Genomic DNA, 23,981 nt, shown 5'->3' with positions numbered 1-23,981 from the left:
GCGCAGGACCAGCGCGAGCAGCAGCACGATCAGCGCGTAGGAGATCCCGTGCTTCCACGGGTTGACCGGGTTGGGCGGCTCCACCACGGCGAGCCGGGCGATGATCCCGGCCGCGGCGGCGAGCCCGACCACCCGCAACGACAGCACCGTGCGCGCCCACAGGATCAGCCCGATGCTGCAGAAGCCCCCGATCATCAGCAGCGTCGTGGAGCGCACGACCAGCGGGTTCACGGCGTGGTCCGAGGACGCGACAGCGCTGAGCCACAGCCCCGACAGGAGCGCGAGCGCACCCAGCCCGATGAGCACCCGCGCGCCGACGAACTGCTTGGTCGCCCGCCACCACACGGGCGCCAGCGCGACGGACACCAGCGTCGCGCTGGTGATCGCGTCCTTGACCGGGAACGCGAGCGTGATCGCCGCGACCCCGCCGAACGCCAGGATCTGGCTCGACGTCCACCCGGCGCCCTGCGTCCGCGGTCGGTGCGCGACCGTGACGGGGGCGTCGGCGATGCTCATGGCCGCCAGGGGGCCGCAGGCACGACCTGGATGCGGTGCTCGACCTCGTCGGCCGCGTCACGCTCGTCGAGGGCCCGCTCCGGCTCCGCCGCCGGGTCGTGCCCGTCGAGGGTCGGCTCGGCGGCGGACGCGAGCGTCGCGTCGGAGTCGTCGGGCTCGAGGACGGCGACGGTCGCCGGTCGCGGCTCGTCGAGTGTGGCGGCACGGACGTGGTGACCCGTCGGTGCGGCCGGCTGGTCGAGCGCGACAGTCGCGTGCCCGGCTGTCCGAGCGGGTCCTTCGACGGGCTGTTCCGTCGGCACGGTGGCCTGCTCGGCGTCGGCCCGCTCGGCCACCGGCTCGGCGTCGGCGGGCTGGGCGTCGGCCGGGCGGGGCTCCTGAGCGGCTGCGGCGACCTCCCCGCCGGTCTCCACCGGGACGGTCGCCACGCTCGACGGCGAGACCACCCGTGCGGCGACGTGCGCGGCGAACTTCGACGACGCGCGCGACGCGTCGAGCTCGTCCACGTCCCCGGCGGGCTCCGCGCGCTCGACGGGAGCCGGTACCGGGGTGGGCGTGGCGGTGGCGACGGGGATGTCCTTCGGGAACACCGGGCTCGTCCCGACGGCGGTGACCTCGCCGCGGTTCGCGCGCGGGCGCCGGGACACGCGCTGGGGGCGCGCGTCCTTCCCGTGCGTGCGGGCCGTCGCGTGCGGGGTGGACCCGTAGACGTAGGTGGCGCCGACGTCCTTGCCGGACACGCGGTTGAAGACGAGGCCCAGGACGCGGCCCCCGGCTGTCGAGAGCGTGGCGAGACCGTCGGCGAGCTGGTGGCGGTGCACCCGCTTGGACCCGACGACGACGAGCGCGCCGTCGGTGAGCCGGGACAGGACCGCGGCGTCGGTGACGGGCAGCAGCGGGGCCGAGTCGAGGATGACGACGTCGTAGGACGCGGCGAGGTCCGCGAGCAGGTCGACCATCGTCGTCGAGTCGAGCAGCTCGCTCGGGTTCGGCGGCACCTGGCCGGACGGCAGGACGTCGAGCATGTCGCCCCACCGCTGCACGACGTCGGCCACCGTGGCCTCGCCGATGAGCACCGTGGTGAGCCCGACGGTGCCCTCGATCCCGAGGTGCCGGGCGATCGACGGCCGGCGCAGGTCGGCGTCGACGAGCAGGACGCGCGCCCCGCCCTCCGCCATCGCCCAGGCCAGGTTGATCGACGTCGTCGTCTTGCCCTCGGTGGGCAGGGAGGAGGTGACGACGATCGAGCGGTTCGGTCCGCGCAGGTTCAGGTAGCGCAGGTTGGTGCGCAGCCGGCGGTACGCCTCGGCCTGGTCGCCGAACGGCTGGCTGCGCATGACGGCCGCCTCGTGCGCCGACTTGCGGTCGTAGCGCACGGTGCTGAGCACGGCGACGTCGCTGACGCGGCGGATGTCCTTCTGGGTCCGCACGCGGGTGTCCAGGATGGTGCGGGCCAGGGCGAGCACGACGCCGATGGCCAGGCCGACGACGAGTCCCGTCGCCGCGTTGAGCTTGGTGTTGGGCGTGAACGCGAACGACGGCGCCGTGGCGGGGGAGATGACCGTCATCCCGACGTGCGGGGTCGTGTCGTCGTCGCTGCCGGCGCCCTCGATGCGCTCCACGGCCCGCGCGAGCTCGGTGCTGACGGTGTTCGCGATGTCCGCGGACTTCGCGGGGTTCCCGCTGACCGCGGAGATGTCGAGGATCAGGCTGTTGATCGGGCTGGTCGCCTCGACCGAGTGGGCGAGCGAGCGGGCCGTCGTGTCCAGGCCCAGCTCCTGGATGACCGGGTCCAGCACATAGGCCTTGGTGGCCAGCTGGGCGTAGGACTCGATGCGGTTCTGCGCGTACGTGGACCCCTGGAGCGACTCGCCGACCGTGGCGCCCGCCTGCTCGGAGACGAACAGCGAGGCCGTCGCGCGGTAGCTGGGCGGGATCGTCTGGGAGTAGGCGTAGCCGCCGACGAACCCGATCACGCCGAGCATGGCGATCATCAGCCAGTGCTTGCGCAGCAGAGCGAGGTACTCGCTCGGTTCCATGGTCACCCCTCCTCGATCACGGACGGGATCGATGGTTCACGGCACCGGTATGGGCCCGGATCGATTGTCCAGGATGTGCCGACGCCATGGTGAGGGCGGATGGGGGCGATATGTGGAGATACGAGGTAATTCACCCGACCAGTGGAACGCCTGTTCACCAGCACCGACGTGCCCGTTGGGCCATCCGTGGACTTCGGGTGAAGTACGCCACGAACTATCCCCTTTGTCCGACTTGCACCCCTATCGTGAACGGGGTCGGGCCAGGTCGGTCGGACGTCCAGAAGAGCGGAGGCGACACGTGGCGCGAATCGTCGGGTACGCCCCGGGGGCGTACGACCTCTTCCACGTCGGTCACCTCAACATCCTCAAGCACGCCAAGCGGCGCTGCGACTACCTGATCGCCGGTGTCGTCGCGGACGACATGCTGGAGCTGACCAAGGGTCGCCGCCCGATCGTCCCGCTCGCGGAGCGCATGGAGATCGTCCGGCACATCTCCTACGTCGACGAGGTCGTCGCGGAGGTCGTGCCCGACAAGGTCGAGACCTGGCGGTCGGTCGGCTTCGACGTGATCTTCAAGGGCGACGACTGGCGCGGCACCCCGAAGGGCGACCGGCTGGAGCGCGACTTCGCGGCCGTCGGCGTCGAGGTCATCTACTTCCCGTACACGATGCACACGTCCAGCACGGCGCTGCGGCGGGCCCTGGCCGTCTTCGACGACGCGGAGCTGGTCGAGTCCGAGGTCGGCTGACCCGCACCCGGCAGGACCGCGGCGGCGGCCGCTCGCCCCGACGGGACCGTCGTCGGCGGTGCTGCGCACGCGCCGCTGCCCGTGTCGGTGGGGCGCCCTAGACTGACGACGCACCCCGGGTCCACTGGATCTGGGGCATTCGCGTTGCTCGGACGGTCCCGTGCGACGCCGACTGCTGCTCGCCGTCCTGTGCGCTACCGAAGGACCCCATGGACCTCACCGGCCTCCTGCCCGCCCTGCTCTCCGACCCCGCCGCCGCCGCTGCCGTCGAGAACGTCCGCGCGCGCGGCGAGCTCGACGTCGTCGGACCCGCGGGCGTGCGTCCGCCGCTGCTGGCCGCGCTCGCCGCACGACGACCGCTCGTCGTCGTGACCGCGACCGGCCGGGACGCGGACGAGCTGGCCGCCGCGATCCGGTGCTACGTGCCGGCCGACGACGTCGCGGTGCTGCCGTCGTGGGAGACGCTGCCGCACGAGCGGCTGTCGCCGCGCAGCGACACCGTGGCGCGGCGCCTCGCCGTCTTCCGCCGGCTCGCGCACCCGGAGACCGAGGGGCACGCGGGGCCGGTCCGGGTGCTCGTCATGCCCGTGCGGGCGCTGCTGCAGCCGGTGGTCGAGGGCCTCGGGGAGCTGGCGCCCGTCGCGATCAGCACGGGTGACCGGGTAGACCTGGCGGACCTCGCGGAGCGGCTGGTCGCTGCGGCGTACACGCGCGTGGACATGGTGGAGAAGCGCGGCGAGTTCGCGGTGCGCGGCGGGATCATCGACGTGTTCCCGCCCACCGAGGACCACCCGCTGCGCGTGGAGCTGTGGGGCGAGGACGTCGAGGAGATCCGCTGGTTCTCCATCGCGGACCAGCGCAGCCTCGAGGTGGCCGACCACGGCGTGTGGGCGCCGCCGTGCCGCGAGATCCTGCTCACGGACGCGGTCCGGGCGCGCGCCGCCGAGCTGGTGCCGCAGCTGCCCGGTGCGGTCGACATGCTGGACAAGCTCGCGGCCGGCATCGCGGTCGAGGGGATGGAGTCGCTGGCGCCCGCGCTGGTCGAGTCGATGGTGCCCGTGCTCGACCTGGTGGGCGACGACAGCCTGCTCGTGCTGGTGGACCCGGAGCGGGTGCGCCGCCGCGCGCACGACCTGGTGGCCACCACGCAGGAGTTCCTCGAGGCGGCGTGGACGTCAGCGGCGGCCGGTGCGGCGACGCCCCTGGACCTGTCGGCGGCGAGCTTCGCGTCGTTCGCGGAGGTCCGTGCGCTCGCGGCCGTGCGCGGCCTCGGCTGGTGGACGCTGTCGCCGTTCTCGCTGGACGTCGACGCGACCGAGGCAGCGAAGCCCGACGACTTCTACGAGGGCGACACGGGCACCGGCCACACCGCGGCACGCAATCTCGCACCTCATGAGCACCGCATGGCCGACGACCTGGCCGCGACCGCGCAGACCCTCGTGATCGCCGCCCGGGACGTCGAGCGCTACCGCGGTGAGGTCGCCCGGGCGGTCGCCGACGTGCGCGTCCTGCAGCAGGCCGGCTGGCGGCTGGTGCTGGCGACCGAGGGGCACGGACCGGCGCAGCGCATGGTCGAGCAGCTGAAGGCCGCCGAGGTTCCGGCGCGGCTCGTCGGCACCATCACCGAGGAGCCCGAGGGCGGGGTCGTGCTCGTCGTGCCCGCCCCCGTCGGCCCCGGCTTCGTCGCCGAGCCGCTGCACCTCGCCGTGTTCTCCGAGTCGGACCTCACCGGCCGCGCCGGGACGTCGACCCGGGACATGCGCAGGATGCCGAGCCGGCGTCGCAACGTGGTCGACCCGCTCCAGCTGCGCCCGCACGACTACGTGGTGCACGAGCAGCACGGCGTCGGGCGGTTCGTGGAGCTGGTGCAGCGGACCATCGGCTCGGGCGCCACCGCGGCGACGCGCGAGTACCTGGTGATCGAGTACGCGTCGAGCAAGCGCGGGCAGCCGGGGGACCGCCTCTTCGTGCCCAGCGACCAGCTCGACCAGGTCACCAAGTACGTGGGCGGCGAGGCGCCGACGCTGTCCAAGATGGGCGGCGGCGACTGGGCCAAGACCAAGGGCCGCGCCAAGAAGGCCGTCAAGGAGATCGCCGCGGAGCTCATCCGGCTGTACTCCGCGCGCATGGCGACCGCGGGGCACGCGTTCGGCCCGGACACCCCGTGGCAGCGCGAGCTCGAGGACGCGTTCGCGTACGTCGAGACGCCGGACCAGGCGGCGACCATCGACGAGGTCAAGGCCGACATGGAGAAGCCGATCCCGATGGACCGGCTGGTCTGCGGGGACGTCGGCTACGGCAAGACGGAGATCGCGGTGCGCGCCGCGTTCAAGGCGGTGCAGGACGGCAAGCAGGTGGCGATCCTGGTGCCGACGACGCTCCTGGTGCAGCAGCACCTCGACACGTTCAGCGAGCGGTACAGCGCGTTCCCGGTGACGGTGAAGGCGCTGAGCCGGTTCCAGTCACCGAAGGAGTCGAAGGAGGTCGTCGCCGGGCTGTCCGACGGTACGGTCGACGTGGTCATCGGCACCCACCGGCTCATCACGGGCGAGGTGCGGTTCAAGGACCTCGGGCTCGTGGTGATCGACGAGGAGCAGCGGTTCGGCGTCGAGCACAAGGAGACGCTCAAGGCCCTGCGCACCAACGTCGACGTGCTGGCGATGAGCGCGACCCCGATCCCGCGCACCCTGGAGATGGCGGTCACGGGCATCCGCGAGATGTCGACGCTGGCCACCCCGCCCGAGGAGCGGCACCCGGTCCTGACGTTCGTCGGCGCGTACGACGAGAAGCAGATCAGCGCGGCCATCCGGCGCGAGCTCCTGCGCGAGGGCCAGGTGTTCTTCGTGCACAACAAGGTCGACTCGATCGAGCGGACCGCGTCGCGGCTCATGGAGCTGGTACCCGAGGCCCGGGTCGCGGTGGCGCACGGGAAGATGAACGAGCACCAGCTCGAGCAGGTCATCGTCGACTTCTGGGAGAAGCGGTTCGACGTCCTGGTCTGCACGACGATCGTGGAGACCGGCCTGGACATCTCCAACGCGAACACGCTCATCCTCGAGCGCGCGGACCTGCTGGGCCTGTCGCAGCTGCACCAGCTGCGCGGCCGTGTCGGTCGTGGGCGTGAGCGCGCGTACTCCTACTTCCTGTACCCGCCGGAGAAGCCGCTGACGGAGACCGCGCACGACCGGCTGCAGACGATCGCCGCGAACACCGACCTCGGGGCCGGCATGGCGGTCGCCATGAAGGACCTGGAGATCCGCGGCGCGGGCAACCTGCTGGGCGGCGAGCAGTCGGGGCACATCGAGGGCGTCGGGTTCGACCTGTACATCCGCATGGTCGGCGAGGCCGTGGCCAACTTCCGGGGCGACGTCGAGGAGGAGCTGCCCGACGTCACCATCGAGCTGCCCGTCGACGCCCACATCCCGCACGACTACATCGCGCACGAGCGCCTCCGGCTGGAGGCGTACCGCAAGATCGCGGCTTCGCCGGACGCGGCGGCCCTCGGGGAGGTCCGGGCGGAGCTGGTGGACCGGTACGGCGCGGTGCCGGCGGCGGTCGACAACCTGTTCGAGGTCGCGGAGTTCCGCCAGCACGTGCGCGCGTCGGGACTGTCCGACGTCACCGCGCAGGGCAAGTTCGTCCGCTTCGCACCCGTCGACCTGCCCGAGTCCGCCCAGCTGCGGCTCAAGCGGCTGTACCCGGGCGCGGTCCTCAAGCCGGCCACGCGGACCGTCCTGGTGCCGTGGCCGATGACGGCGCGGCTGGGCGGCAAGCCGGTGCAGGGCCGCGAGGTCATGCTCTGGGCCCGGCAGTTCATCGACGCGGTCGTGCGCGGCGACGTGGCGGCGGCCGCCGCCGTGGGGACGGTGGGCACCGCACGCAGGTGAGGGCCCTACGATGACCCCGATCGACGAGCGACGACGCGGGAGGTCCGGCGGTGGCGGTGCGGTGGCGTGCGAGGGTGCGAGCAGCGGGAGTGCTGGTCGCACTGACGACGACGGCTGGTCTGGTGGGCTGCACGGGTCAGCCCGGGGCGGCGGCGGTGGTCGACGGCACGGCCATCCCCACGGCGGACGTCGAGGCCGCCCTGACGGAGCTCTCGCCGTACTACTCGGGCGCCACGACGACGAACCTGCTGGCCATCCTCGTGCAGGAGCCCACGGTCGTCGACCTGGCCGAGGAGAAGGGCGTCGGGGTCTCCGACGAGGACGCCCAGGCCCTGCTGGACCAGGTGGTCCAGCAGAAGGTCGAGGGCGGCACCGCCACGTTCACGGAGCCGTCGCTGGCGGTGGCCCGCTACTCGATCGCGTACACGAACCTCGAGGGTCTCCCGGACGCGGCCGAGATGGGTGAGGAGATCGACGCCCGGCTGCGCGACCTCGACATCGAGGTCAACCCGCGGTTCGCGTCGCTGGAGGACGGCTTCCAGGTCGCCGAGCCCGCGCCGTTCCCGTGGATCGTCGCCCCGCCGGAGGGCTCGACCGCCGACGACGGCAGCACCGAGCCGGCCCCGACCCCGGCGCCGACACCGACCGCGAAGTGACCTCGTCGCAGCCGGACGCCCTGCGCGCTCTGGTGAGCGTGATGGACCGGCTGCGCTCGCCGGGCGGCTGCCCGTGGGACGCCCAGCAGACGCACGAGTCGCTGGTGCCGTACGCGCTCGAGGAGGCCCACGAGCTGGCCGAGGCGATCGAGACGGGTGACCGGGCAGGGCTGCGCGAGGAGCTCGGGGACCTGCTGCTGCAGGTGGTGTTCCATGCGCGCATCGCCACCGAGCACCCGAGCGACCCGTTCGACGTCGACGACGTGGCGGCCGACCTCGTCGCCAAGCTGGTGCGCCGGCACCCGCACGTCTTCGAGGAGGCCGCGCTCGAGGGGGACGTGCACGTGCAGTGGGACCGCCTGAAGAACGCCGAGAAGCAGCGCGCGTCGGCGCTCGACGGCGTGCCGCTGGCCCTGGGTGCGCTGGCGCGGGCGCAGAAGATCGCCGGGCGGGCGGGCCGCGCAGGGCTGACGGCGCCGGTCCCCGCCGGGGACGGTCTGGGGGAACGGCTGCTCGCGCTGGTCCTGGAGGCCGACGCCGCCGGGGTCGATGCCGAGGGGGCGCTGCGCCGGTCGGCGGCCGGGTGGGAGGCCGACCTGCGAGCCCAGGAGATGTTCTGAGAATCCTCCGCAGGACGGAAGGAAAGCGCTTGCCGCGGACGTATCGGACCCCGTAGCCTGCCCGTGCCCGCCATGATGAGCGCGACACCGACCACTGGACGACGGAGGAACGCAGCGATGCGCATCGGCATCCCGATCGAGAGCCGGCCCGGCGAGCGGCTCGTCGCTGCGACGCCGAAGACGGTCGGCCAGCTCGTCGGCCTCGGCTATGAGGTGGTCGTCGAGAGCGGTGCCGGCGACTCGGCGACGTTCCGGGACGAGGCCTACGCGGCCGCGGGCGCGACGGTCGGGAGCGTCGCCGACGTCTGGCACAGCGACGTCGTCGCCAAGGTCAACCCGCCGACGGAGGCCGAGGTCGCCTCCCTGCGCGCGGGCGCCACGCTGGTCGCGATGCTCGCGCCCGCGGCCAGCCCGGGGCTCGTCGAGGACCTGCACGCCCGCGGCGTGACCGCGCTGGCGCTCGACGCGGTGCCGCGCATCTCCCGCGCCCAGGCGCTCGACGTGCTGAGCACCATGTCGAACGTGGCCGGCTACCGCGCGGTCGTGGAGGCCGCCGAGGTCTACGGCGGCATGTTCACCGGGCAGGTGACCGCCGCAGGCAAGACGCCGCCGGCCCGCGTGTTCGTCATCGGCGCAGGCGTGGCCGGGCTGGCGGCGATCGGCGCCGCGGGCTCGATGGGTGCCCGCGTCCGCGCGTTCGACGTCCGGCCCGAGGTCGGCGAGCAGATCGAGTCGATGGGCGCGGCGTTCGTGCAGGCCGAGGACGCGCAGCAGGCGGTCAGCAGCGACGGCTACGCCAGCGCGCTCACGCAGGAGCAGGAACGGCTGACCCAGGAGATGTACACCGCCGAGACGGCGGACGCGGACATCGTCATCACCACCGCGCTCGTGCGCGGGCACGCGCCGACCACCATCACCGCGGCGATGGTCGCCGGGATGCGGCCCGGCAGCGTGATCATCGACCTCGCGGCCTCCGGCGGCGGCAACTGCGAGCTCACCGTCCCCGGCCGGTCCGTGGTGACGGAGAACGGCGTGACGATCGTCGGCTACACCGACCTGACCAGTCGGATGCCGCAGCACACGTCCCAGCTGTTCGGCACCAACATCGTGCACCTGCTCCAGCTGCTCACCCCCGGCAAGGACGGTCGGCTGGTGCTCGACCTCGACGACCCCGTGCAGCGCGGGATGGTGGTGACGCGCGACGGCGAGGTGCTGTGGCCACCGCCACCGGTCCAGGTCTCCGCCGCGCCGGCCGCGGCAGCCGGGCCGACCGCGGAGGAGCGGGCCCTGGCGGCCACCGCCCTCGCGCAGGACAAGGCGCGGCGTCGGCAGCGCCGGTCGGTCGTCCTGGCCCTGCTCGCCGTCGTGGCGCTGTTCGCGATCTCGTTCGCGCCGGCCGTCATCCTCGGGCACTTCACGGTGTTCGTGCTCGCGGTGATCGTCGGCTACTACGTGATCTCCAACGTGAGCCACTCGCTGCACACGCCCCTGATGGCCCAGACCAACGCGATCTCCGGGATCATCCTGGTCGGCGCGCTCCTGCAGATCGGCGACGACAGCTGGCTCGTGACCGTGCTCGCGGTCATCGCCGCGTCGGTGGCCAGCATCAACGTCTTCGGCGGGTTCCTCGTCGCCAACCGCATGATCCGCATGTTCCGGAAGGACGCCTGACCCCGTGCTGACCTCCGTGGCCCAGGCTGTCTACCTCGCCGCCGCCGTCCTGTTCATCCTCAGCCTCGCCGGACTCTCGAAGCAGGAGACCGCCCGGCGCGGCAACCTCGCGGGCATGGTGGGCATGGCCCTCGCGCTCGTCGCGACCGTCGCGCTCGCGCTGGAGGGCTCCGAGCGGCCCGTCGAGGTCACCGCGTCGCTGATCCTCGTCGTGTTCCTCGTCGGGGCGACCGTCGGGACGTGGCAGGCGCGTCGCGTCGAGATGACGCAGATGCCCGAGCTCATCGCGATCCTGCACTCGTTCGTCGGGCTCGCGGCCGTGCTCGTCGGGTACAACTCGTTCCTCACCGAACCGGCCGACCCTGCGCACCTGGTCGAGGTGTTCCTCGGCGTGCTCATCGGCGCCGTGACGTTCACCGGCTCGATCGTCGCGTACCTCAAGCTGTCGACGAAGATCAGCTCCGCGCCTATGGTGCTGCCCGGCCGGAACTGGCTGAACCTGGGCATGGTCGTGGCGTCCGGGGTGCTGCTGGCCTGGTTCCTCGGCACGGGGAGCGTCTGGCCCCTGCTGCTCATGACGGTCGTCGCGCTCGCGCTCGGCTGGCACCTGGTGGCGTCCATCGGTGGCGGCGACATGCCCGTCGTCGTCTCGATGCTCAACTCGTACTCCGGGTGGGCCGCCGCCGCTGCGGGCTTCATGCTCAGCAACGACCTGCTCATCGTCACCGGCGCCCTCGTCGGCTCCTCCGGTGCGATCCTCAGCTACCTCATGTGCACCGCCATGAACCGGTCGTTCGTCAGCGTCATCCTCGGCGGGTACGGCACGGCCGGCGTGACCGTGGCGGCAGCGGACACCGAGCTCGGGGAGTTCCACGAGATCAAGCCGCCGGAGGCCGCGGAGCTGCTCGCCGACGCCCGTCGCGTGGTCATCACGCCGGGCTACGGCATGGCCGTCGCCAAGGCGCAGTACCCGGTCGCGGAGCTCGTCGCCAAGCTACGCGCCCGTGGCGTGGACGTCCGGTTCGGCGTGCACCCCGTCGCGGGGCGGCTGCCGGGGCACATGAACGTGCTCCTCGCCGAGGCCAAGGTGCCGTACGACATCGTGCTCGAGATGGACGAGATCAACGGCGACCTGGCGGACACCGACGTCGTGCTCGTCATCGGCGCCAACGACACCGTGAACCCAGCGGCACTCGACGACCCGTCGTCGCCCATCGCCGGGATGCCCGTGCTCGAGGTCTGGAAGGCCGCCCGCGTCATCGTGTTCAAGCGGTCCATGGCCACCGGGTACGCGGGGGTGCAGAACCCGCTGTTCTTCCGCGAGAACACCTCGATGCTGTTCGGCGACGCGAAGGAGCAGACGGAGCGGATCGTGGAGGCGCTCCACCAGGCCTGACCTGCACGTCCGCGCACCGGCGGCCGCGGACGGGATCGGCTCCTAACCGATTCGCCAGTGGCACGGCAGTGCGCCGCCTCCCTAGCGTCCGGCACGAGTCCAGGCGGTTCAGGCGCCGGGTCCCGTCGCGAAGGAGCGTCGTCATGCCTCGTCCTGCCCCTACGACAGCAGCGAGGCGCGCCCCGCTCGCCGTGAGCGTCCTGGCGGCACTGCTCGTCACCGTCCTGACGGCGCTCGTGCTGACCGCGACCCCGTTCGCCGGGCCGGCGCGCGCCGCGTCGCCCGCCGTCGTCGTGCAGGCCGACTTCGAGGACGGTCTCGACGGCTGGGTGGCCCGCGGGCCGGCGCCCACGGTCGCGCTGTCCACCGAGACGCCGCGCGGCACCCAGAGCCTGCTCGTCACCGGCCGCACGTCCACCTGGCACGGCGCCGGGATCGACGTCACCGACGCGTTCGAGCCGGGTGTGACCCACACGATCGGGCTCTGGCTGCGGCTGCCGTCCACCGGCACGGGCTACGCCGACCTGCGCGTGTCCGTGCAGCGCGACGTCGGTGGTGCCTCGTCGTACGACACCGTCGCGACCGCCACCGGCGTCACCAACGGTGCGTGGACGCAGGTCGTGGCCAGCTACACGCCGGGTCCGTTCGACACCGCGCTGCTGTATGTCGAGTCGACGTCGTCGCTCACCGACATCCTGATCGACGACGTCGTGGTCAGCGCGACGCGCGTGACGCCGGACCTCGCGCTGCCGCAGCTCGACCAGACGCTCGCGCCGTGGTTCACCTTCGGCCTCGCGGTCGAGCCGGCCGACGTGCTCGCCGGCCGCGGCGACCTCGTCGCCCACCACGCCGCGCAGATCACGCCCGGCAACCAGATGAAGCCGGACGCCATCCAGCCCACCGAGGGGACGTTCCGGTTCGGCGACGCCGACCTGCTGGTCGACTTCGCGCTGGCGCACGGTCAGCGCGTGTACGGGCACACGCTCCTGTGGCACCAGCAGACACCCGCGTGGTTCTTCCAGCGGGACGGCGCCGCGCTCACGACGAGCTCCGCCGACCAGGCGCTGCTGCGCTCGCGGCTGCAGACCCACATCGAGGCGATCGCCGACCACTACCGCACCGCGTACGGCGAGTTCGGCACGGCCGGCAACCCGATCTTCGCGTTCGACGTGGTCAACGAGGTGATCGACGAGAGCCAGTCCGACGGGCTGCGGCGCAGCGAGTGGTACCGGATCCTGGGACCGTCCTACATCGCCGACGCGTTCCGGTACGCCCGCGCGGCGTTCGGTCCCGAGGTCGAGCTGTTCATCAACGATTACAACAGCGAGTACCCCAACAAGCGCACGCCGTACGTCGCACTCGTCCGGTCGCTGCTGGCCGAGGGTGTCCCGGTGGACGGCGTCGGTCACCAGCTGCACGTCGAGGTCGGCCGGTCGTTGAGCTATGTCGAGGCGACGATCGCCGCGTTCGAGGCGCTCGGCGTGCGGCAGGCCGTCACCGAGCTGGACGTCTCGACGTACCTGAACGGTGGCGAGAGCTGGACGACGCCGCCGGCCGACCGGCTGCTGCAGCAGGCGCTGTACTACCGCGACCTGTTCACGGTCCTCAAGCGGCACGCGGCGTCGTTCGAGTCCGTGACGATCTGGGGTGTCGACGACTCGCGGACGTGGCTGCGGGCCGGTGCCGCGCCGCTGCTCTTCGACGGTGCGCTGCAGGCCAAGCCGGCTTTCTGGGGGATCGTCGACCCGTCCCGGATCGGCGTGACCCCGACGCCCACGCCGACCCCGACGCCCACGCCGACCGCGACGCCCACGCCGACGCCGACGCCGACGCCGACCGCGACGCCCACGCCGACCCCGACACCTACGCCCACGCCGACCCCCACCAGCGGTCCGGCCGCGTGCGCCGTCCGGTGGACGACGAACGCGTGGAACACCGGCCTCACGGCGAACGTCCGCGTCACGAACACCGGCACGACGACGGTCGACGGCTGGACGCTGACGTTCACGTTCTCCGGGGGGCAGCAGGTCACGCAGGGCTGGAGCGCGCAGTGGTCGCAGTCCGGCACGGTCGTCGCTGCATCCAGCGCGTCCTGGAACGGCCGGCTGGCCCCCGGCGCGAGCACGGAGATCGGCTTCAACGCCTCGCACCCCGGCGCGCCCACCGCTCCGAGCAACTTCCGGCTCAACGGCGCCGCGTGCGCCTCGTCCTGACCTGAGGTGACGCCGCGGCCGACCGCCCTGCATCGTGGGGCGGTCGGCCGTTGCGGTGTCGGGAACCCGCGCGACCGTCGTCGCCGGGCCGTCGTGCGGCACCCTCGACGGGTGTCCAGCGGACGAAGGTCCCGGTACGCCCCTCGTCGGACGCCACTAGGGTGAGGTCGTAAACCCACCCGCTTCCAAAGGAGCACCCATGGCCAGCATCGAGGCCGTCGGCGCCCGCGAGATCCTGGACTCGCGCGGCAACCCCACTGTCGAGGTCGAGGTCGCACTCGACGACGGCACCATCGCCCGCGCCGCCGTTCCCTCCGGCGCGTCGACCGGCGCGTTCGAGGCCGTCGAGCGCCGTGACGGCGACTCCGCCCGCTACCTGGGCAAGGGTGTCGAGGAGGCCGTCAGCGCCGTCATCGACGAGATCGCCCCCGAGCTCATCGGCTTCGAGGCCACCGAGCAGCGCCTGATCGACGGTGCGCTGATCGACCTCGACGGCACAGCCAACAAGGGCAAGCTCGGCGCCAACGCGATCCTCGGCGTCTCGCTCGCCGTCGCCAAGGCCGCCGCCGACTCGGCCGACCTGCCGCTGTTCCGCTACCTCGGCGGCCCGAACGCGCACGTGCTGCCGGTCCCGATGATGAACATCCTCAACGGTGGGTCGCACGCCGACTCCAACGTCGACATCCAGGAGTTCATGGTCGCGCCCATCGGTGCGTCCACGTACCGCGAGGCGCTGCGCACCGGCGTCGAGGTCTACCACTCGCTGAAGTCCGTGCTGAAGAGCAAGGGCCTGTCGACGGGCCTCGGCGACGAGGGTGGCTTCGCCCCGAACCTGGGCAGCAACCGCGAGGCGCTCGACCTGATCCTGGTCGCCATCGAGAAGGCCGGCTTCACGCCCGGTGTCGACCTGGGCCTCGCGCTCGACGTCGCCGCCACCGAGTTCTTCAAAGACGGCGCCTACCAGTTCGAGGGTCGCGCGCACTCCCCGCAGGAGATGATCACGTACTACGAGCAGCTGGTGCGTGACTACCCGCTGGTCTCCATCGAGGACCCGCTGTCCGAGGACGAGTGGGAGTCCTGGTCGCAGCTCGTGGCCGAGGTCGGTGACCGCGTGCAGATCGTGGGCGACGACCTGTTCGTCACCAACCCCGAGCGCCTCCGCAAGGGCATCGAGCTCAAGTCCGCCAACTCGCTGCTGGTCAAGCTCAACCAGATCGGCACGCTGACGGAGACGTTCGACGCCGTCGAGCTGGCCCAGCGCAGCGGCTTCACGACGATGACCTCGCACCGCTCCGGCGAGACCGAGGACACCACGATCGCCGACCTGTCGGTGGCCACGAACGCCGGCCAGATCAAGACGGGTGCCCCCGCCCGTGGCGAGCGCATCAACAAGTACAACCAGCTGCTCCGCATCGAGGAGGAGCTGGACGACGCCGCGCGCTACGCCGGTCGTTCCGCCTTCCCGCGGTTCACGGCCTGACGGTTGTGACGGAGGCCGGTCACCCGCTCGGGTGGCCGGCCTCCGGCGTGTCAGGGGTCAGCCGGCGCGCTGGGACACGGAGGGCGGCGGTGCGTCGACGGAGACGTTCGTGGCGAAGGCCAGCGTGGCGGCCCCCACGAGGCCCGCGACGAGCACCACCGGCGCGGCGAGCACGCACACGGTGCGCCACCCCGCGCTGCCGCGCGCCCAGCCGATCGCACCCGCGACCACCGCGGCGACGGCCAGGGGCGCGACGACCCACAGGACGACCGTGAGCGGAACGAGCGCGATCCCGAGCACGAGGCCACCGAGCGCGACGAGGACGATGCCCGTGCGTGAGTCCGTGGCCGACCGTCGGGCAGGCCGTGCGGGCAGGTCGGCGTCCTCGGGGCTCCAGGCCGCCGCGACGTCGTCGACCGGACCGAGGTCCGCGAGGATCTGCCGCACCTCGTCGGCGGTCGGCTCGTGGCCGAGCTCGTCGACGGCTGCGTCGACGTGCTCGCGGATGGCGTCGAGGATGTCCGCCCGCTCCGCCGGGTCGGCGCCGGACAGGCGTCGGTCGAGGTCGGCGAGGTAGGCCGCGACGAGCGGCGGGACCGTGCGCATCAGGCGACGCCCTTCATGAGGTGGTCGACGCCGGTGCGGAACGGCTCCCAGACGGCGACGAAGGAGCGCAGGGCGTCCCGCCCCTCGTCGGTGAGCGCGTGGTACCGGCGGGGTGGTCCGGTGGGGGACTCCTGCCAGGTGGTGTCCACCCAGCGGCGGCGGCGCAGCCGGGTGAGCAAGGGGTAGAGCGTGCCCTCCGACCCGAACAGGATGTCGTCCCCGCCGAGCGCGCGGGCGATGTCCTGGCCGTACGACGGCCCGCGGTCGAGGTGCGCGAGCACGCAGTACTCGAGCGTGCCGCGGCGCAGCTGGGTCAGGACGGCGTGCGCGTCAGATCCGTCCGGTTCCATGTGACGCATGGTACCGAGCGACGCATGGGACCTGTCAACGGCGGTCCGGCGCGCCACGGCATGCGATATCCGGGCAGGTCGGGGCGGTACGGGGCAGAATCGACGCCATGTCTGCCCCCCGACGCCCGGCGTCCCCGAGCGCCCCGGGTCGGCGCGCGGCGGCACCCCGGTCCGGGGGGACACCGACCCCCGCGGGCGGTGTCCCGCGCGGGAGCGCGGGCAGCAGGCCGTCGGCACCCCGCTCCGGCGCGACCCCTCGCGTCGGTCCCACCCCCTCGTCGTCGCCCCGACCGTCGTCGTCGCGACCCGCCGCCACCCGGCCCGCCACCCGCGGCACGCCGACCCCGCCGCGGGGGACCCCGCGCGCGGAGCGGGTGCAGGTGCGGGTCCCGCGGCTGTTCACCGTCCGCACGATGGTGTTCTCCTGCGTGCTCCTGCTCGCGTTCGTGCTGGTGTACCCGACGCTGCACGCCTACCTGCAGCAGCGCGTCGAGGTCGACCAGCTGCGGGCCGAGGTCGAGGCCGCTCGCGCGCGGAACGACGACCTCGAGGCGGACCTGCGGCGCTGGGAGGACCCGGCCTACGTGACGGCACAGGCGCGCGAGCGGCTGTCGTTCGTGCTGCCGGGGGAGAAGGCGTTCCGCGTCGTCGACCCCGAAACCGTCCCCGACACCCCGCCCGCCGCCGACGGCCCGGCCACCGTGCTGGACGCCGGCGCGACGCTGCCCTGGTACGCGAACGTGTGGGAGTCCATCGAGGTCGCCGGGGTGACGCCCGTGCCCGGTGCGGAGGATGCGGCGACGCCGGGCGACAATGGGACGCCCGCACCGCCCGCCGGCGGCTGACCGGACCCCCTGCACGAACGGACCGACCTGTGGCCCCCACCTTCGACGACGTGACCGACCAGGACCTCGCGGTGCTCGCCGAGCAGCTCGGCCGACCTCCGCGCGGCGTCGTCGGGATCGCTGCCCGGTGCGTCTGCGGCCGCCCGCTCGTGGTCCGCACCGCCCCCCGGCTGGACGACGGCACCCCCTTCCCGACGACCTACTACCTCACCTGCCCGCCGGCGGTCGCCGCGGTGAGCACGCTCGAGGCGGGTGGGCTGATGAAGGAGCTCACCGCCCGGCTCGCCGACGACGAGGAGCTCGCCGCCGCCTACCGTCGGGCTCACGAGGCCTATCTCGTGGACCGCGAGGCGCTCGGGCACGTCGAGGAGATCGCGGGCATCTCGGCCGGTGGCATGCCGACCCGCGTGAAGTGCCTGCACGTCCTGGTCGGACACGCCCTCGCGGCCGGCCCCGGCGTGAACCCGATCGGCGACGAGGCCCTGACCCTGATCCGCGACGACTGGCGCCCGGACCGCTGCACCTGCTGATCCCGCTGCTGCCGCGACACGCGACGTCCGGGCATCGCGAGGTTGGTCCCTGTGCGTCCGCGGACAAGTGAATGGCCACCCCGGGACGTCCGAGCTTGTGCGCGCTGGAGCAGCCACATCCTCGGACGCTGTGTGCGCCAACCTCGGGACGTCCGAGCTTTCGGCCGTTGGAGCAGCCGTTTCCTCGGACGCTGCGAGCAGCAACCCGGGGACGTCCGAGCTTGGAGCGAGCACGTCCTCGGACGGCCGGCGCGGGGCGGCGTGTTCGAGTGGCGTGGGGGAGCGGTGCGAGGATGTGCGCGTGACTCGTGTGGCTGCCATCGACTGCGGGACCAACTCGATCCGACTGCTCGTCGCCGACGTCGACCCGGACGCCGGGACGCTGGTGGACCTGGACCGCCGGATGGAGGTCGTGCGGCTGGGCCAGGGTGTGGACCGGACCGGGCGGATCGCCCCCGAGGCGCTCGAGCGGACCCTCGACGCCGCCCGCCGGTACAACGACATCTGCACGGGGCTCGGGGTGGAGGCGATCCGGTTCGTCGCCACGTCGGCGTCGCGCGACGCGGAGAACCGCGCGGACTTCGTCGACGGCGTGCACGCCGCGCTGGGCGTCGAGCCCGAGGTCGTCGCCGGTCAGGAGGAGGCCGAGCTGTCGTTCCGCGGGGCCACCGGCGTGCTCGGCGCGCGGCACCCCGGACCGTTCCTCGTGGTCGACCTCGGCGGCGGCTCGACAGAGCTGGTGCTGGGCACCACGACCCCCGAGGCGGCGTTCTCGATGGACGTCGGCTGCGTGCGGATGACCGAGCGGCACCTGCGCAGCGACCCGCCGACGGCCGCCGAGATCGCGGCGGCGCACACGGACGTCGCGGCGGCGCTGGACACCGCGTCGGCCGTCGTCCCGCTCGGCAAGACGGTCACGCTCGTCGGCCTCGCCGGCACGGTCACCACCGTGACCGCCCACGGCCTCGGGCTGCCCGCGTACGACCCCGACGTCATCGACGGGTCGGTGCTGCCGGTCGACGTCGTCCTCGCGGCGTGCGACGACCTCCTGGGACGGTCCCGCGAGGACCGCGCCGCCCTGGGCTTCATGCATCCCGGCCGGGTCGACGTCATCGGTGCCGGCGCCCTGGTCTGGGCGGACGTCATCCGACGGGTGCGCGACGAGGTCTCCGCCGCCGGAGGCCGGCTGACCGAGGTGGTCACGTCCGAGCACGACATCCTCGACGGCATCGCCTGGAGCATCGCCACCCGCTGACGTCCGCATTCCGGTGGGTCCCCACCCGCACGAGTGCGGACGTCCGGGGATCCGAGCGCTGGGGCAGCCACATCCTCGGGCGCGACGGCCGGGGCGAAGGCAACGTCCGAGGAAGTGCGCGCCTGGGCAGCCACTTGCTCGGACGTCGCGGATGGCCCGCGCGACACGCCGTGACGCGCGGCGACACGCCTGGCGCGTTCTGGACGGTAGTGCGCAATGTGTAATAGCGTCTCGCCTGCGGGAGCCGGAGGGGGTTCCCGCACCAGCTCGCCGGCCCGGCGCCGTCGGTCGCCCCGAAGGGCGGTCGGCGCCGCCGGGCGCGAACCCCGGAGGACCCATGGACACCACCCAGCTGCTCAAGGGCGTGCTCGACCTGGCCGTGCTCGCCGTCGTCTCGGACGAGGACGGGTACGGGTACGACGTCGTGCGCCGGTTGCGCGCCGCGGGCATCGAGGAGGTCGGGGACGCGTCGGTGTACGGGACGCTGCGGCGCCTGTACTCGTCGGGAGCCCTGACGTCGTACGTGGTGCCCAGCGACGAGGGACCGCACCGCAAGTACTACGGCATCAACGCGCAGGGTCGGGCGATGCTCGAGGCGCAGCGCAAGGACTGGCAGGAGTTCGCAGGCACCATGGGCCGCCTGCTCAAGACGGAGGTCGTGCGATGAGCGTGCTGGACACCACGGACGTCCTTGACGTCGCCGGCTACGCGGCGGCGGTGCGCCGCAGCCTCGCCGACCTGGGCCCGGAGCAGGTCGACGACCTCACGGACGACCTCGAGGCGGACCTTGCGGAGGCGCTGGACGACGAGCGGCACGTGGCGCACGGGCGCGGGGTCCTGGAGCAGTTCGGGCCGCCCGAGGACTATGCGGCGGAGCTGCGGGCGGCGGCCGGCCTGGCGCCCGCGACGGCCGACGGGCGGCGGGTCCGGCGGTTGAGCGACCCGGTGGAGGACACCCGGCGGTTGGGCCGCTGGATCCTGCGACGCCTGCGCGCGACGACGTGGTGGGCGCCGGTCGAGGCGTTCCTGATCGCGCTGCGGCCTGTCTGGTGGCTGCTGCGCGGCTGGGTCGTCTACCAGCTGGTGGCGACGTTCCTCGGGGTGTCCGGGTGGCTCCCGCGCAACCTTGCGGCGTTCCTCGTGCTCGTGGGCGCCGTCGTCCTCAGCGTGCAGTACGGGCGAGGGGAGTGGTTCCAGTCGCGTCGGGTGGCCTGGGTCGCGGTGACGGCGAACGCGGTCGCCGTGGTCGCCGTCCTGCCCTTGCTGGGGGGTGTGCACGACCGGGTGAGCGCGAGCGAGTCGGTCTACGCGGACTACACGGCCGGCCAGCTCGGCGGCGGGGGCACCCAGACGATCATCCAGGACAAGGCAGTCGACGGGGTCGTCGTCGACGGCATGCAGGTGAGCAACCTGTTCGTGTACGACGCCGAGGGCAACCCGCTGAGCGACGTGCAGGTCTACGACGACCGCGGCCGCCCGGTGCGCACGACGTTCGACAACGGCTTCGAGCAGTACTGGTTCCCCGAGGCCACGGAACCGTGGTCGTTCGTCAGCCGGGTGGACACGGACGGGCGTGCCCGCTGGAACGTCTACCCGCTGCAGGGTGCGCCGACGTCCGAGTTCACGTACGACGACGACGGCGCGCAGGTGCTCCCGATCGGGTCCAGCGCGATGACGCCGCCGTGGCCGTTCGCCAAGGCCCCGGCGCTCGACGCTCCCGCGGAGGCGGCGATCGGCGCGGAGGGTCCCGCCCCGTCACCGTCGCCCTCCAGCACGCCGTGACCTCCGTCGGCGGCACCTGACGAAACGGGTGCCGCCGACGCCCTCGTCCTGCGAGAATGCGTGGTGGGAACGCTCCCACCACTCGACGAGGAGAGGCATGCTGAATCGCCGCACGGTCCTGCAGCTCGGTGCCGGCGTCTCTGCCGCTGGACTGCTGGCGGCCTGCACGTCAGACGGGCCGGTCACGGCGACGCCGACGCCCACCGCACCAGGGTGGCAGCCGCCCGCCGAGCCCATGGCGTTCCCCGCGGGGTTCGTGTGGGGGGCGGCGACCTCGTCGTTCCAGGTCGAGGGCTCGACGACCGTGGACGGGCGCGGGCAGTCGATCTGGGACACGTTCGCGGCGACGCCGGGGCGGATCAGCGACGGGTCGACGGGTGACCCGGCCGCCGACCACTACCGCCTGTGGGAGTCGGACCTCGACCTCGTCGCGGACCTCGGGCTGCCGGCGTACCGGTTCTCGGTGGCGTGGCCCCGCATCCAGCCGACAGGTTCCGGGGACGTCAACCAGGCGGGCGTGGACTTCTACCGTCGGCTGGTGGACGGCCTGCTGGCCCGCGGGATCCACCCCGCGATCACGCTGTACCACTGGGACCTCCCGCAGGCACTGCAGGACGCCGGTGGCTGGGCGGTGCGCGAGACGGCGGACCGGTTCGGCGAGTACGCGGCGGTCATGTTCGACGCGCTGCGGGACGTCGACGCGACGTGGCTGACGATCAACGAGCCGAAGACGACCGCGTACGTCGGCCATCGGTGGGGGGTGCACGCCCCGGGGATCACGGACGTCGACCAGGCGGCCGCGGCGATCCACCACCAGCTCCTCGGCCACGGCCGGGCGGTGCAGGCGTTCCGGGACAGCGGGGCAGCAGGGGAGATCGGCATCGCGCTGAACCTGCTGCCCGTCTACCCGACGAGCCGCGACGCGGACCCGGCGGCGGTCCGGACGGACGCCGTCGAGAACCGGATGTTCCTGGACCCGGTCCTGCTGGGGCGCTACCCGACGGACGCGATCGGCCCGCTGCGGGGGCAGCTGCCGGCGGACGCGGCGGCGTTCGCGGACCTGGTCCAGGACGGCGACCTCGACGCCATCAGTGCGCCGCTCGACGTGCTGGCGGTGCAGTACTACGGCGTGACGGGGGTGGACGACGCCGGCAACCAGGTCGAGGCGTACCCGACGTCGGCGGCGGTGTGGCAGCAGGTCTACCCCGAGGGCCTCTATGACCTGCTGATGGACCTGCTCATCGACTACCCGGACGCGCCCCCGCTCGTCATCACCGAGAACGGGATCCCGGACCGGACGTCCGAGGGCACGACGGACGACCCGGAGCGGCTGGAGTTCCTCCGCGCGCACCTGCAGCAGGCGGCGCGGGCCATCGACGACGGTGTCCGGCTGGTCGGCTACTACGCGTGGTCCCTGCTGGACAACTTCGAGTGGGCCGAGGGGATGAGCCAGCGCTGGGGCCTGGTGCACGTGGACTTCGAGACCCAGGAGCGGACCCCGAAGGCGAGCATGGAGTGGTACTCGTCGGTGGTCCGCGCGAACGCGGTGGCGCGTTCCTGAGTTCCCACTGTGCGCATTATCACCGCCCTCTCGGGGCTTCCTGGAGCGCGTCAGCATGTCCGCGCCGCTACCGTTGAGGCATGCCTATCCCCGCCTCCGACGTCGCCACCACGACCAGCACAGCTGCGGCAGCCCGCCCGGGCAAGCCGCGCAAGGTGCCCCGTGTCGTGATCCTCGGCGGCGGCACCGTGGGCCTGTACACCGCGCGCCGGCTGCGCAAGCGGCTCGGCAAGCGGGAGGCGGCCATCGTCGTCGTCGACCCCCGCCCGTACATGACGTACGCCCCGTTCCTGCCGGAGACGGCCGCCGGGTCCATCGACCCCCGCAACGTCGTCGCCCCGCACCGCCGCGCCCTCAAGGGCATCGACGTGCTGCAGGGCAAGGTCAGCGAGATCAACCACGCCGGGCGCACGGTGCAGATCACGCCCGAGGAGGGTGAGCCGTACTGGATCACCTACGACCACCTGGTCGTCGGCCTCGGCTCGGTCGCCCGCACGCTGCCCATCCCGGGGCTCGCGGAGCAGGGCATCGGCTTCAAGAACGTCGAAGAGGCCATCGCGGTCCGCAACCACGTGCTCAACCGGATCGACATCGCCGCCAGCACCTGGGACCCCGAGCTGCGCAAGCGCATGCTCACGTTCGTCTTCGTCGGCGGCGGGTTCGCCGGCATCGAGGCGCTCGGCGAGGTCGAGGACATGGCCCGTGCCGCGGTGAAGTACTACAAGGCCATCGAGCAGGAGGAGCTGCGCTTCGTCCTGGTCGAGGGCTCGCCGCGGATCCTGCCCGAGGTCAGCGAGGAGCTCGGTGGGTACACCCTCGAGCAGCTGCGCAAGCGGCAGATCGAGATCCACCTGTCCACGTTCCTGAGCAGCTGCGTCGACGGCCACGTGGTGCTGTCGAACAAGATGGAGTTCGACGCCGAGACCCTGGTGTGGACGGCGGGCGTCAAGGCCAACCCGGTGCTGCAGAACTCGGACCTCCCGCTGGACAAGATGGGCCGCGTCACCTGCAACGCCGCCCTGCAGGTCGTCGACGCCGAGGGCACGGTCGTGGCCGACGCGTACGCCGCCGGTGACTGCGCGGCCGTCCCGGACCTGTTCAACCCGGGCCAGTTCTGCCCCCCGAACGCCCAGCACGCGCTGCGCGAGGGGAACCACCTGGGCGACAACCTGGCGCGCGTCCTGCGCTCGGCCGAGGTGACCGACTACAAGCACAAGAACATCGGTGCCGTCGCGTCGCTCGGCATGTACAAGGGCGTCGCGCAGATGTTCGGCCGGATCAAGGTCCGCGGCTTCCTCGCGTGGGTCCTGCACCGCAGCTACCACGTGGCCGCCATGCCCACGTGGAACCGCAAGATCCGCATCGCGGCCGGCTGGACGGGCGCGCTGCTGCTGCGTCGTGAGGTGGTCGCCCTCGGCAGCCTGCACGACCCGCGCGCCGAGTTCCGCGCCGCGTCGGTGCCTGCCAAGCCGCGCGCCGTCGAGCCGGGCGAGGGCGACCTGGCGCTGCCGCCCCAGAAGGCGGAGCCCGGATCGCCGGCGTCGAAGAAGTCCGCCAAGACCGCCTGATCACTCTCGACGCGAGCCCTCGACCCCCCGCGGGGTCGGGGGCTCGCGTGCTGTGCGGCTGGCAGGATGGCGCGCAGCCCCCGTAGCCCAACTGGCAGAGGCAGCCGGCTTAAACCCGGCACAGTCCGGGTTCGAACCCCGGCGGGGGCACCACGTGCGCGCGAGCCCATCTTTCCGCCGCGGCGGATCGGCGTCTCTGCGACCGAAAACACCGAAACCCATTGCGGTCGTTGCAGACCGTATGCGACGCTCCTGGCA

19 protein-coding genes and 1 tRNA gene are annotated in these 23,981 nt (G+C 72.7%); 16 read left to right on the top strand and 4 right to left on the bottom strand.

The window, feature by feature from the left end:
• Together ACXJKF_RS11970 and ACXJKF_RS11965 are read right to left on the bottom strand one after the other, a co-directional pair.
• Positions 1-516 (bottom strand): hypothetical protein (locus ACXJKF_RS11970; RefSeq protein ID WP_456787941.1); only part of this gene is annotated, 516 nt, incomplete at its 3' end.
• Positions 513-2,555 (bottom strand): polysaccharide biosynthesis tyrosine autokinase, encoded by a 2,043-nt coding sequence (locus ACXJKF_RS11965; RefSeq protein ID WP_456787940.1) that lies wholly within the window; start codon positions 2,553-2,555, stop codon positions 513-515. The genes ACXJKF_RS11970 and ACXJKF_RS11965, both read right to left, overlap by 4 nt.
• A 298-nt stretch (positions 2,556-2,853) precedes the next feature.
• On the opposite strand from ACXJKF_RS11965, the gene ACXJKF_RS11960 reads away from it, so the two are divergent.
• The 8 genes from ACXJKF_RS11960 to eno all read left to right on the top strand — a co-directional run bounded on the left by ACXJKF_RS11960 (position 2,854) and on the right by eno (position 15,226).
• Positions 2,854-3,303, top strand: a complete 450-nt coding sequence (locus tag ACXJKF_RS11960) for an adenylyltransferase/cytidyltransferase family protein (RefSeq protein ID WP_456787939.1) — start codon at positions 2,854-2,856, stop codon at positions 3,301-3,303.
• Between the two features lie 209 nt (positions 3,304-3,512).
• Complete coding sequence (gene mfd / locus ACXJKF_RS11955; RefSeq protein ID WP_456787938.1) at positions 3,513-7,190, top strand: transcription-repair coupling factor; 3,678 nt, start codon at positions 3,513-3,515, stop codon at positions 7,188-7,190.
• Between the two features lie 89 nt (positions 7,191-7,279).
• Complete coding sequence (locus ACXJKF_RS11950; RefSeq protein WP_456787937.1) at positions 7,280-7,846, top strand: hypothetical protein; 567 nt, start codon at positions 7,280-7,282, stop codon at positions 7,844-7,846.
• The gene (locus ACXJKF_RS11945; protein ID WP_456787936.1) at positions 7,843-8,466 is read left to right on the top strand and encodes a MazG family protein; all 624 of its coding nucleotides are present in this window, start codon (positions 7,843-7,845) and stop codon (positions 8,464-8,466) included. Before ACXJKF_RS11950 ends, ACXJKF_RS11945 begins: the two co-directional genes overlap by 4 nt.
• A 117-nt stretch (positions 8,467-8,583) precedes the next feature.
• Positions 8,584-10,137: a Re/Si-specific NAD(P)(+) transhydrogenase subunit alpha gene (locus tag ACXJKF_RS11940; RefSeq protein ID WP_456787935.1), complete on the top strand. Its 1,554-nt coding sequence runs from the start codon at positions 8,584-8,586 to the stop codon at positions 10,135-10,137.
• Positions 10,138-10,141: 4 nt separating this feature from the next.
• Positions 10,142-11,533 (top strand): Re/Si-specific NAD(P)(+) transhydrogenase subunit beta, encoded by a 1,392-nt coding sequence (pntB, locus tag ACXJKF_RS11935; protein ID WP_456787934.1) that lies wholly within the window; start codon positions 10,142-10,144, stop codon positions 11,531-11,533.
• Positions 11,534-11,676: 143 nt separating this feature from the next.
• A complete protein-coding gene (locus tag ACXJKF_RS11930) occupies positions 11,677-13,746 on the top strand; it encodes an endo-1,4-beta-xylanase (protein ID WP_456787933.1) in 2,070 nt (689 codons plus the stop codon).
• 199 nt (positions 13,747-13,945) lie between these two features.
• On the top strand, positions 13,946-15,226 hold the full coding sequence (gene eno / locus ACXJKF_RS11925; protein ID WP_456787932.1) for a phosphopyruvate hydratase: 1,281 nt from the start codon (positions 13,946-13,948) through the stop codon (positions 15,224-15,226).
• A gap of 57 nt (positions 15,227-15,283) precedes the next feature.
• Here eno and ACXJKF_RS11920 read toward each other — a convergent pair whose 3' ends face one another.
• Both ACXJKF_RS11920 and ACXJKF_RS11915 read right to left on the bottom strand, forming a co-directional pair.
• Entirely contained in the window at positions 15,284-15,832 is a 549-nt protein-coding gene (locus ACXJKF_RS11920; protein ID WP_456787931.1) for an HAAS signaling domain-containing protein, read from the bottom strand.
• Positions 15,832-16,182, bottom strand: a complete 351-nt coding sequence (locus tag ACXJKF_RS11915; protein WP_456787930.1) for a PadR family transcriptional regulator — start codon at positions 16,180-16,182, stop codon at positions 15,832-15,834. Before ACXJKF_RS11915 ends, ACXJKF_RS11920 begins: the two co-directional genes overlap by 1 nt.
• Before the next feature lie 107 nt (positions 16,183-16,289).
• Here ACXJKF_RS11915 and ACXJKF_RS11910 point away from each other — a divergent pair, with 107 nt between their 5' ends.
• From ACXJKF_RS11910 to ACXJKF_RS11875, 8 genes are all read left to right on the top strand, one after another.
• The gene (locus tag ACXJKF_RS11910; protein WP_456787929.1) at positions 16,290-17,027 is read left to right on the top strand and encodes an FtsB family cell division protein; all 738 of its coding nucleotides are present in this window, start codon (positions 16,290-16,292) and stop codon (positions 17,025-17,027) included.
• A 29-nt stretch (positions 17,028-17,056) separates the two neighbouring features.
• Positions 17,057-17,557, top strand: a complete 501-nt coding sequence (locus ACXJKF_RS11905) for a DUF501 domain-containing protein (RefSeq protein WP_456787928.1) — start codon at positions 17,057-17,059, stop codon at positions 17,555-17,557.
• A gap of 301 nt (positions 17,558-17,858) precedes the next feature.
• Positions 17,859-18,812 (top strand): Ppx/GppA phosphatase family protein, encoded by a 954-nt coding sequence (locus ACXJKF_RS11900; protein WP_456787927.1) that lies wholly within the window; start codon positions 17,859-17,861, stop codon positions 18,810-18,812.
• A gap of 337 nt (positions 18,813-19,149) precedes the next feature.
• The gene (locus ACXJKF_RS11895; protein WP_055917522.1) at positions 19,150-19,479 is read left to right on the top strand and encodes a PadR family transcriptional regulator; all 330 of its coding nucleotides are present in this window, start codon (positions 19,150-19,152) and stop codon (positions 19,477-19,479) included.
• Positions 19,476-20,594, top strand: coding sequence for an HAAS signaling domain-containing protein (locus tag ACXJKF_RS11890; protein WP_456787926.1), 1,119 nt, complete (start codon positions 19,476-19,478; stop codon positions 20,592-20,594). Before ACXJKF_RS11895 ends, ACXJKF_RS11890 begins: the two co-directional genes overlap by 4 nt.
• Positions 20,595-20,691: 97 nt before the next feature.
• Entirely contained in the window at positions 20,692-22,155 is a 1,464-nt protein-coding gene (locus ACXJKF_RS11885; RefSeq protein ID WP_456787925.1) for a GH1 family beta-glucosidase, read from the top strand.
• A gap of 80 nt (positions 22,156-22,235) precedes the next feature.
• Entirely contained in the window at positions 22,236-23,723 is a 1,488-nt protein-coding gene (locus ACXJKF_RS11880; RefSeq protein WP_456787924.1) for an NAD(P)/FAD-dependent oxidoreductase, read from the top strand.
• Positions 23,724-23,799: 76 nt separating this feature from the next.
• Positions 23,800-23,876, top strand: a tRNA-Leu gene (locus tag ACXJKF_RS11875).
• Positions 23,877-23,981 lie beyond the last annotated feature (105 nt).

It is taken from the genome of Cellulomonas sp. P5_C5, assembly GCF_054049655.1.
The sequence above is the reverse complement of the archived record's forward strand: the minus strand, read 5'-3'. Positions and strand labels throughout refer to the sequence as shown.

Bases quoted from the DNA above. Each gene is read 5' to 3' on its own strand.
- ACXJKF_RS11915 (WP_456787930.1), bottom strand. From the start codon at position 16,182: ATGGAACCGGACGGATCTGACGCGCACGCCGTCCTGACCCAGCTGCGC.
- ACXJKF_RS11910 (WP_456787929.1), top strand. From the start codon at position 16,290: ATGTCTGCCCCCCGACGCCCGGCGTCCCCGAGCGCCCCGGGTCGGCGC.
- ACXJKF_RS11920 (WP_456787931.1), bottom strand. From the start codon at position 15,832: ATGCGCACGGTCCCGCCGCTCGTCGCGGCCTACCTCGCCGACCTCGAC.
- ACXJKF_RS11880 (WP_456787924.1), top strand. From the start codon at position 22,236: ATGCCTATCCCCGCCTCCGACGTCGCCACCACGACCAGCACAGCTGCG.
- ACXJKF_RS11895 (WP_055917522.1), top strand. From the start codon at position 19,150: ATGGACACCACCCAGCTGCTCAAGGGCGTGCTCGACCTGGCCGTGCTC.
- eno (WP_456787932.1), top strand. From the start codon at position 13,946: ATGGCCAGCATCGAGGCCGTCGGCGCCCGCGAGATCCTGGACTCGCGC.
- ACXJKF_RS11940 (WP_456787935.1), top strand. From the start codon at position 8,584: ATGCGCATCGGCATCCCGATCGAGAGCCGGCCCGGCGAGCGGCTCGTC.
- ACXJKF_RS11890 (WP_456787926.1), top strand. From the start codon at position 19,476: ATGAGCGTGCTGGACACCACGGACGTCCTTGACGTCGCCGGCTACGCG.
- ACXJKF_RS11965 (WP_456787940.1), bottom strand. From the start codon at position 2,555: ATGGAACCGAGCGAGTACCTCGCTCTGCTGCGCAAGCACTGGCTGATG.
- ACXJKF_RS11930 (WP_456787933.1), top strand. From the start codon at position 11,677: ATGCCTCGTCCTGCCCCTACGACAGCAGCGAGGCGCGCCCCGCTCGCC.
- mfd (WP_456787938.1), top strand. From the start codon at position 3,513: ATGGACCTCACCGGCCTCCTGCCCGCCCTGCTCTCCGACCCCGCCGCC.
- ACXJKF_RS11885 (WP_456787925.1), top strand. From the start codon at position 20,692: ATGCTGAATCGCCGCACGGTCCTGCAGCTCGGTGCCGGCGTCTCTGCC.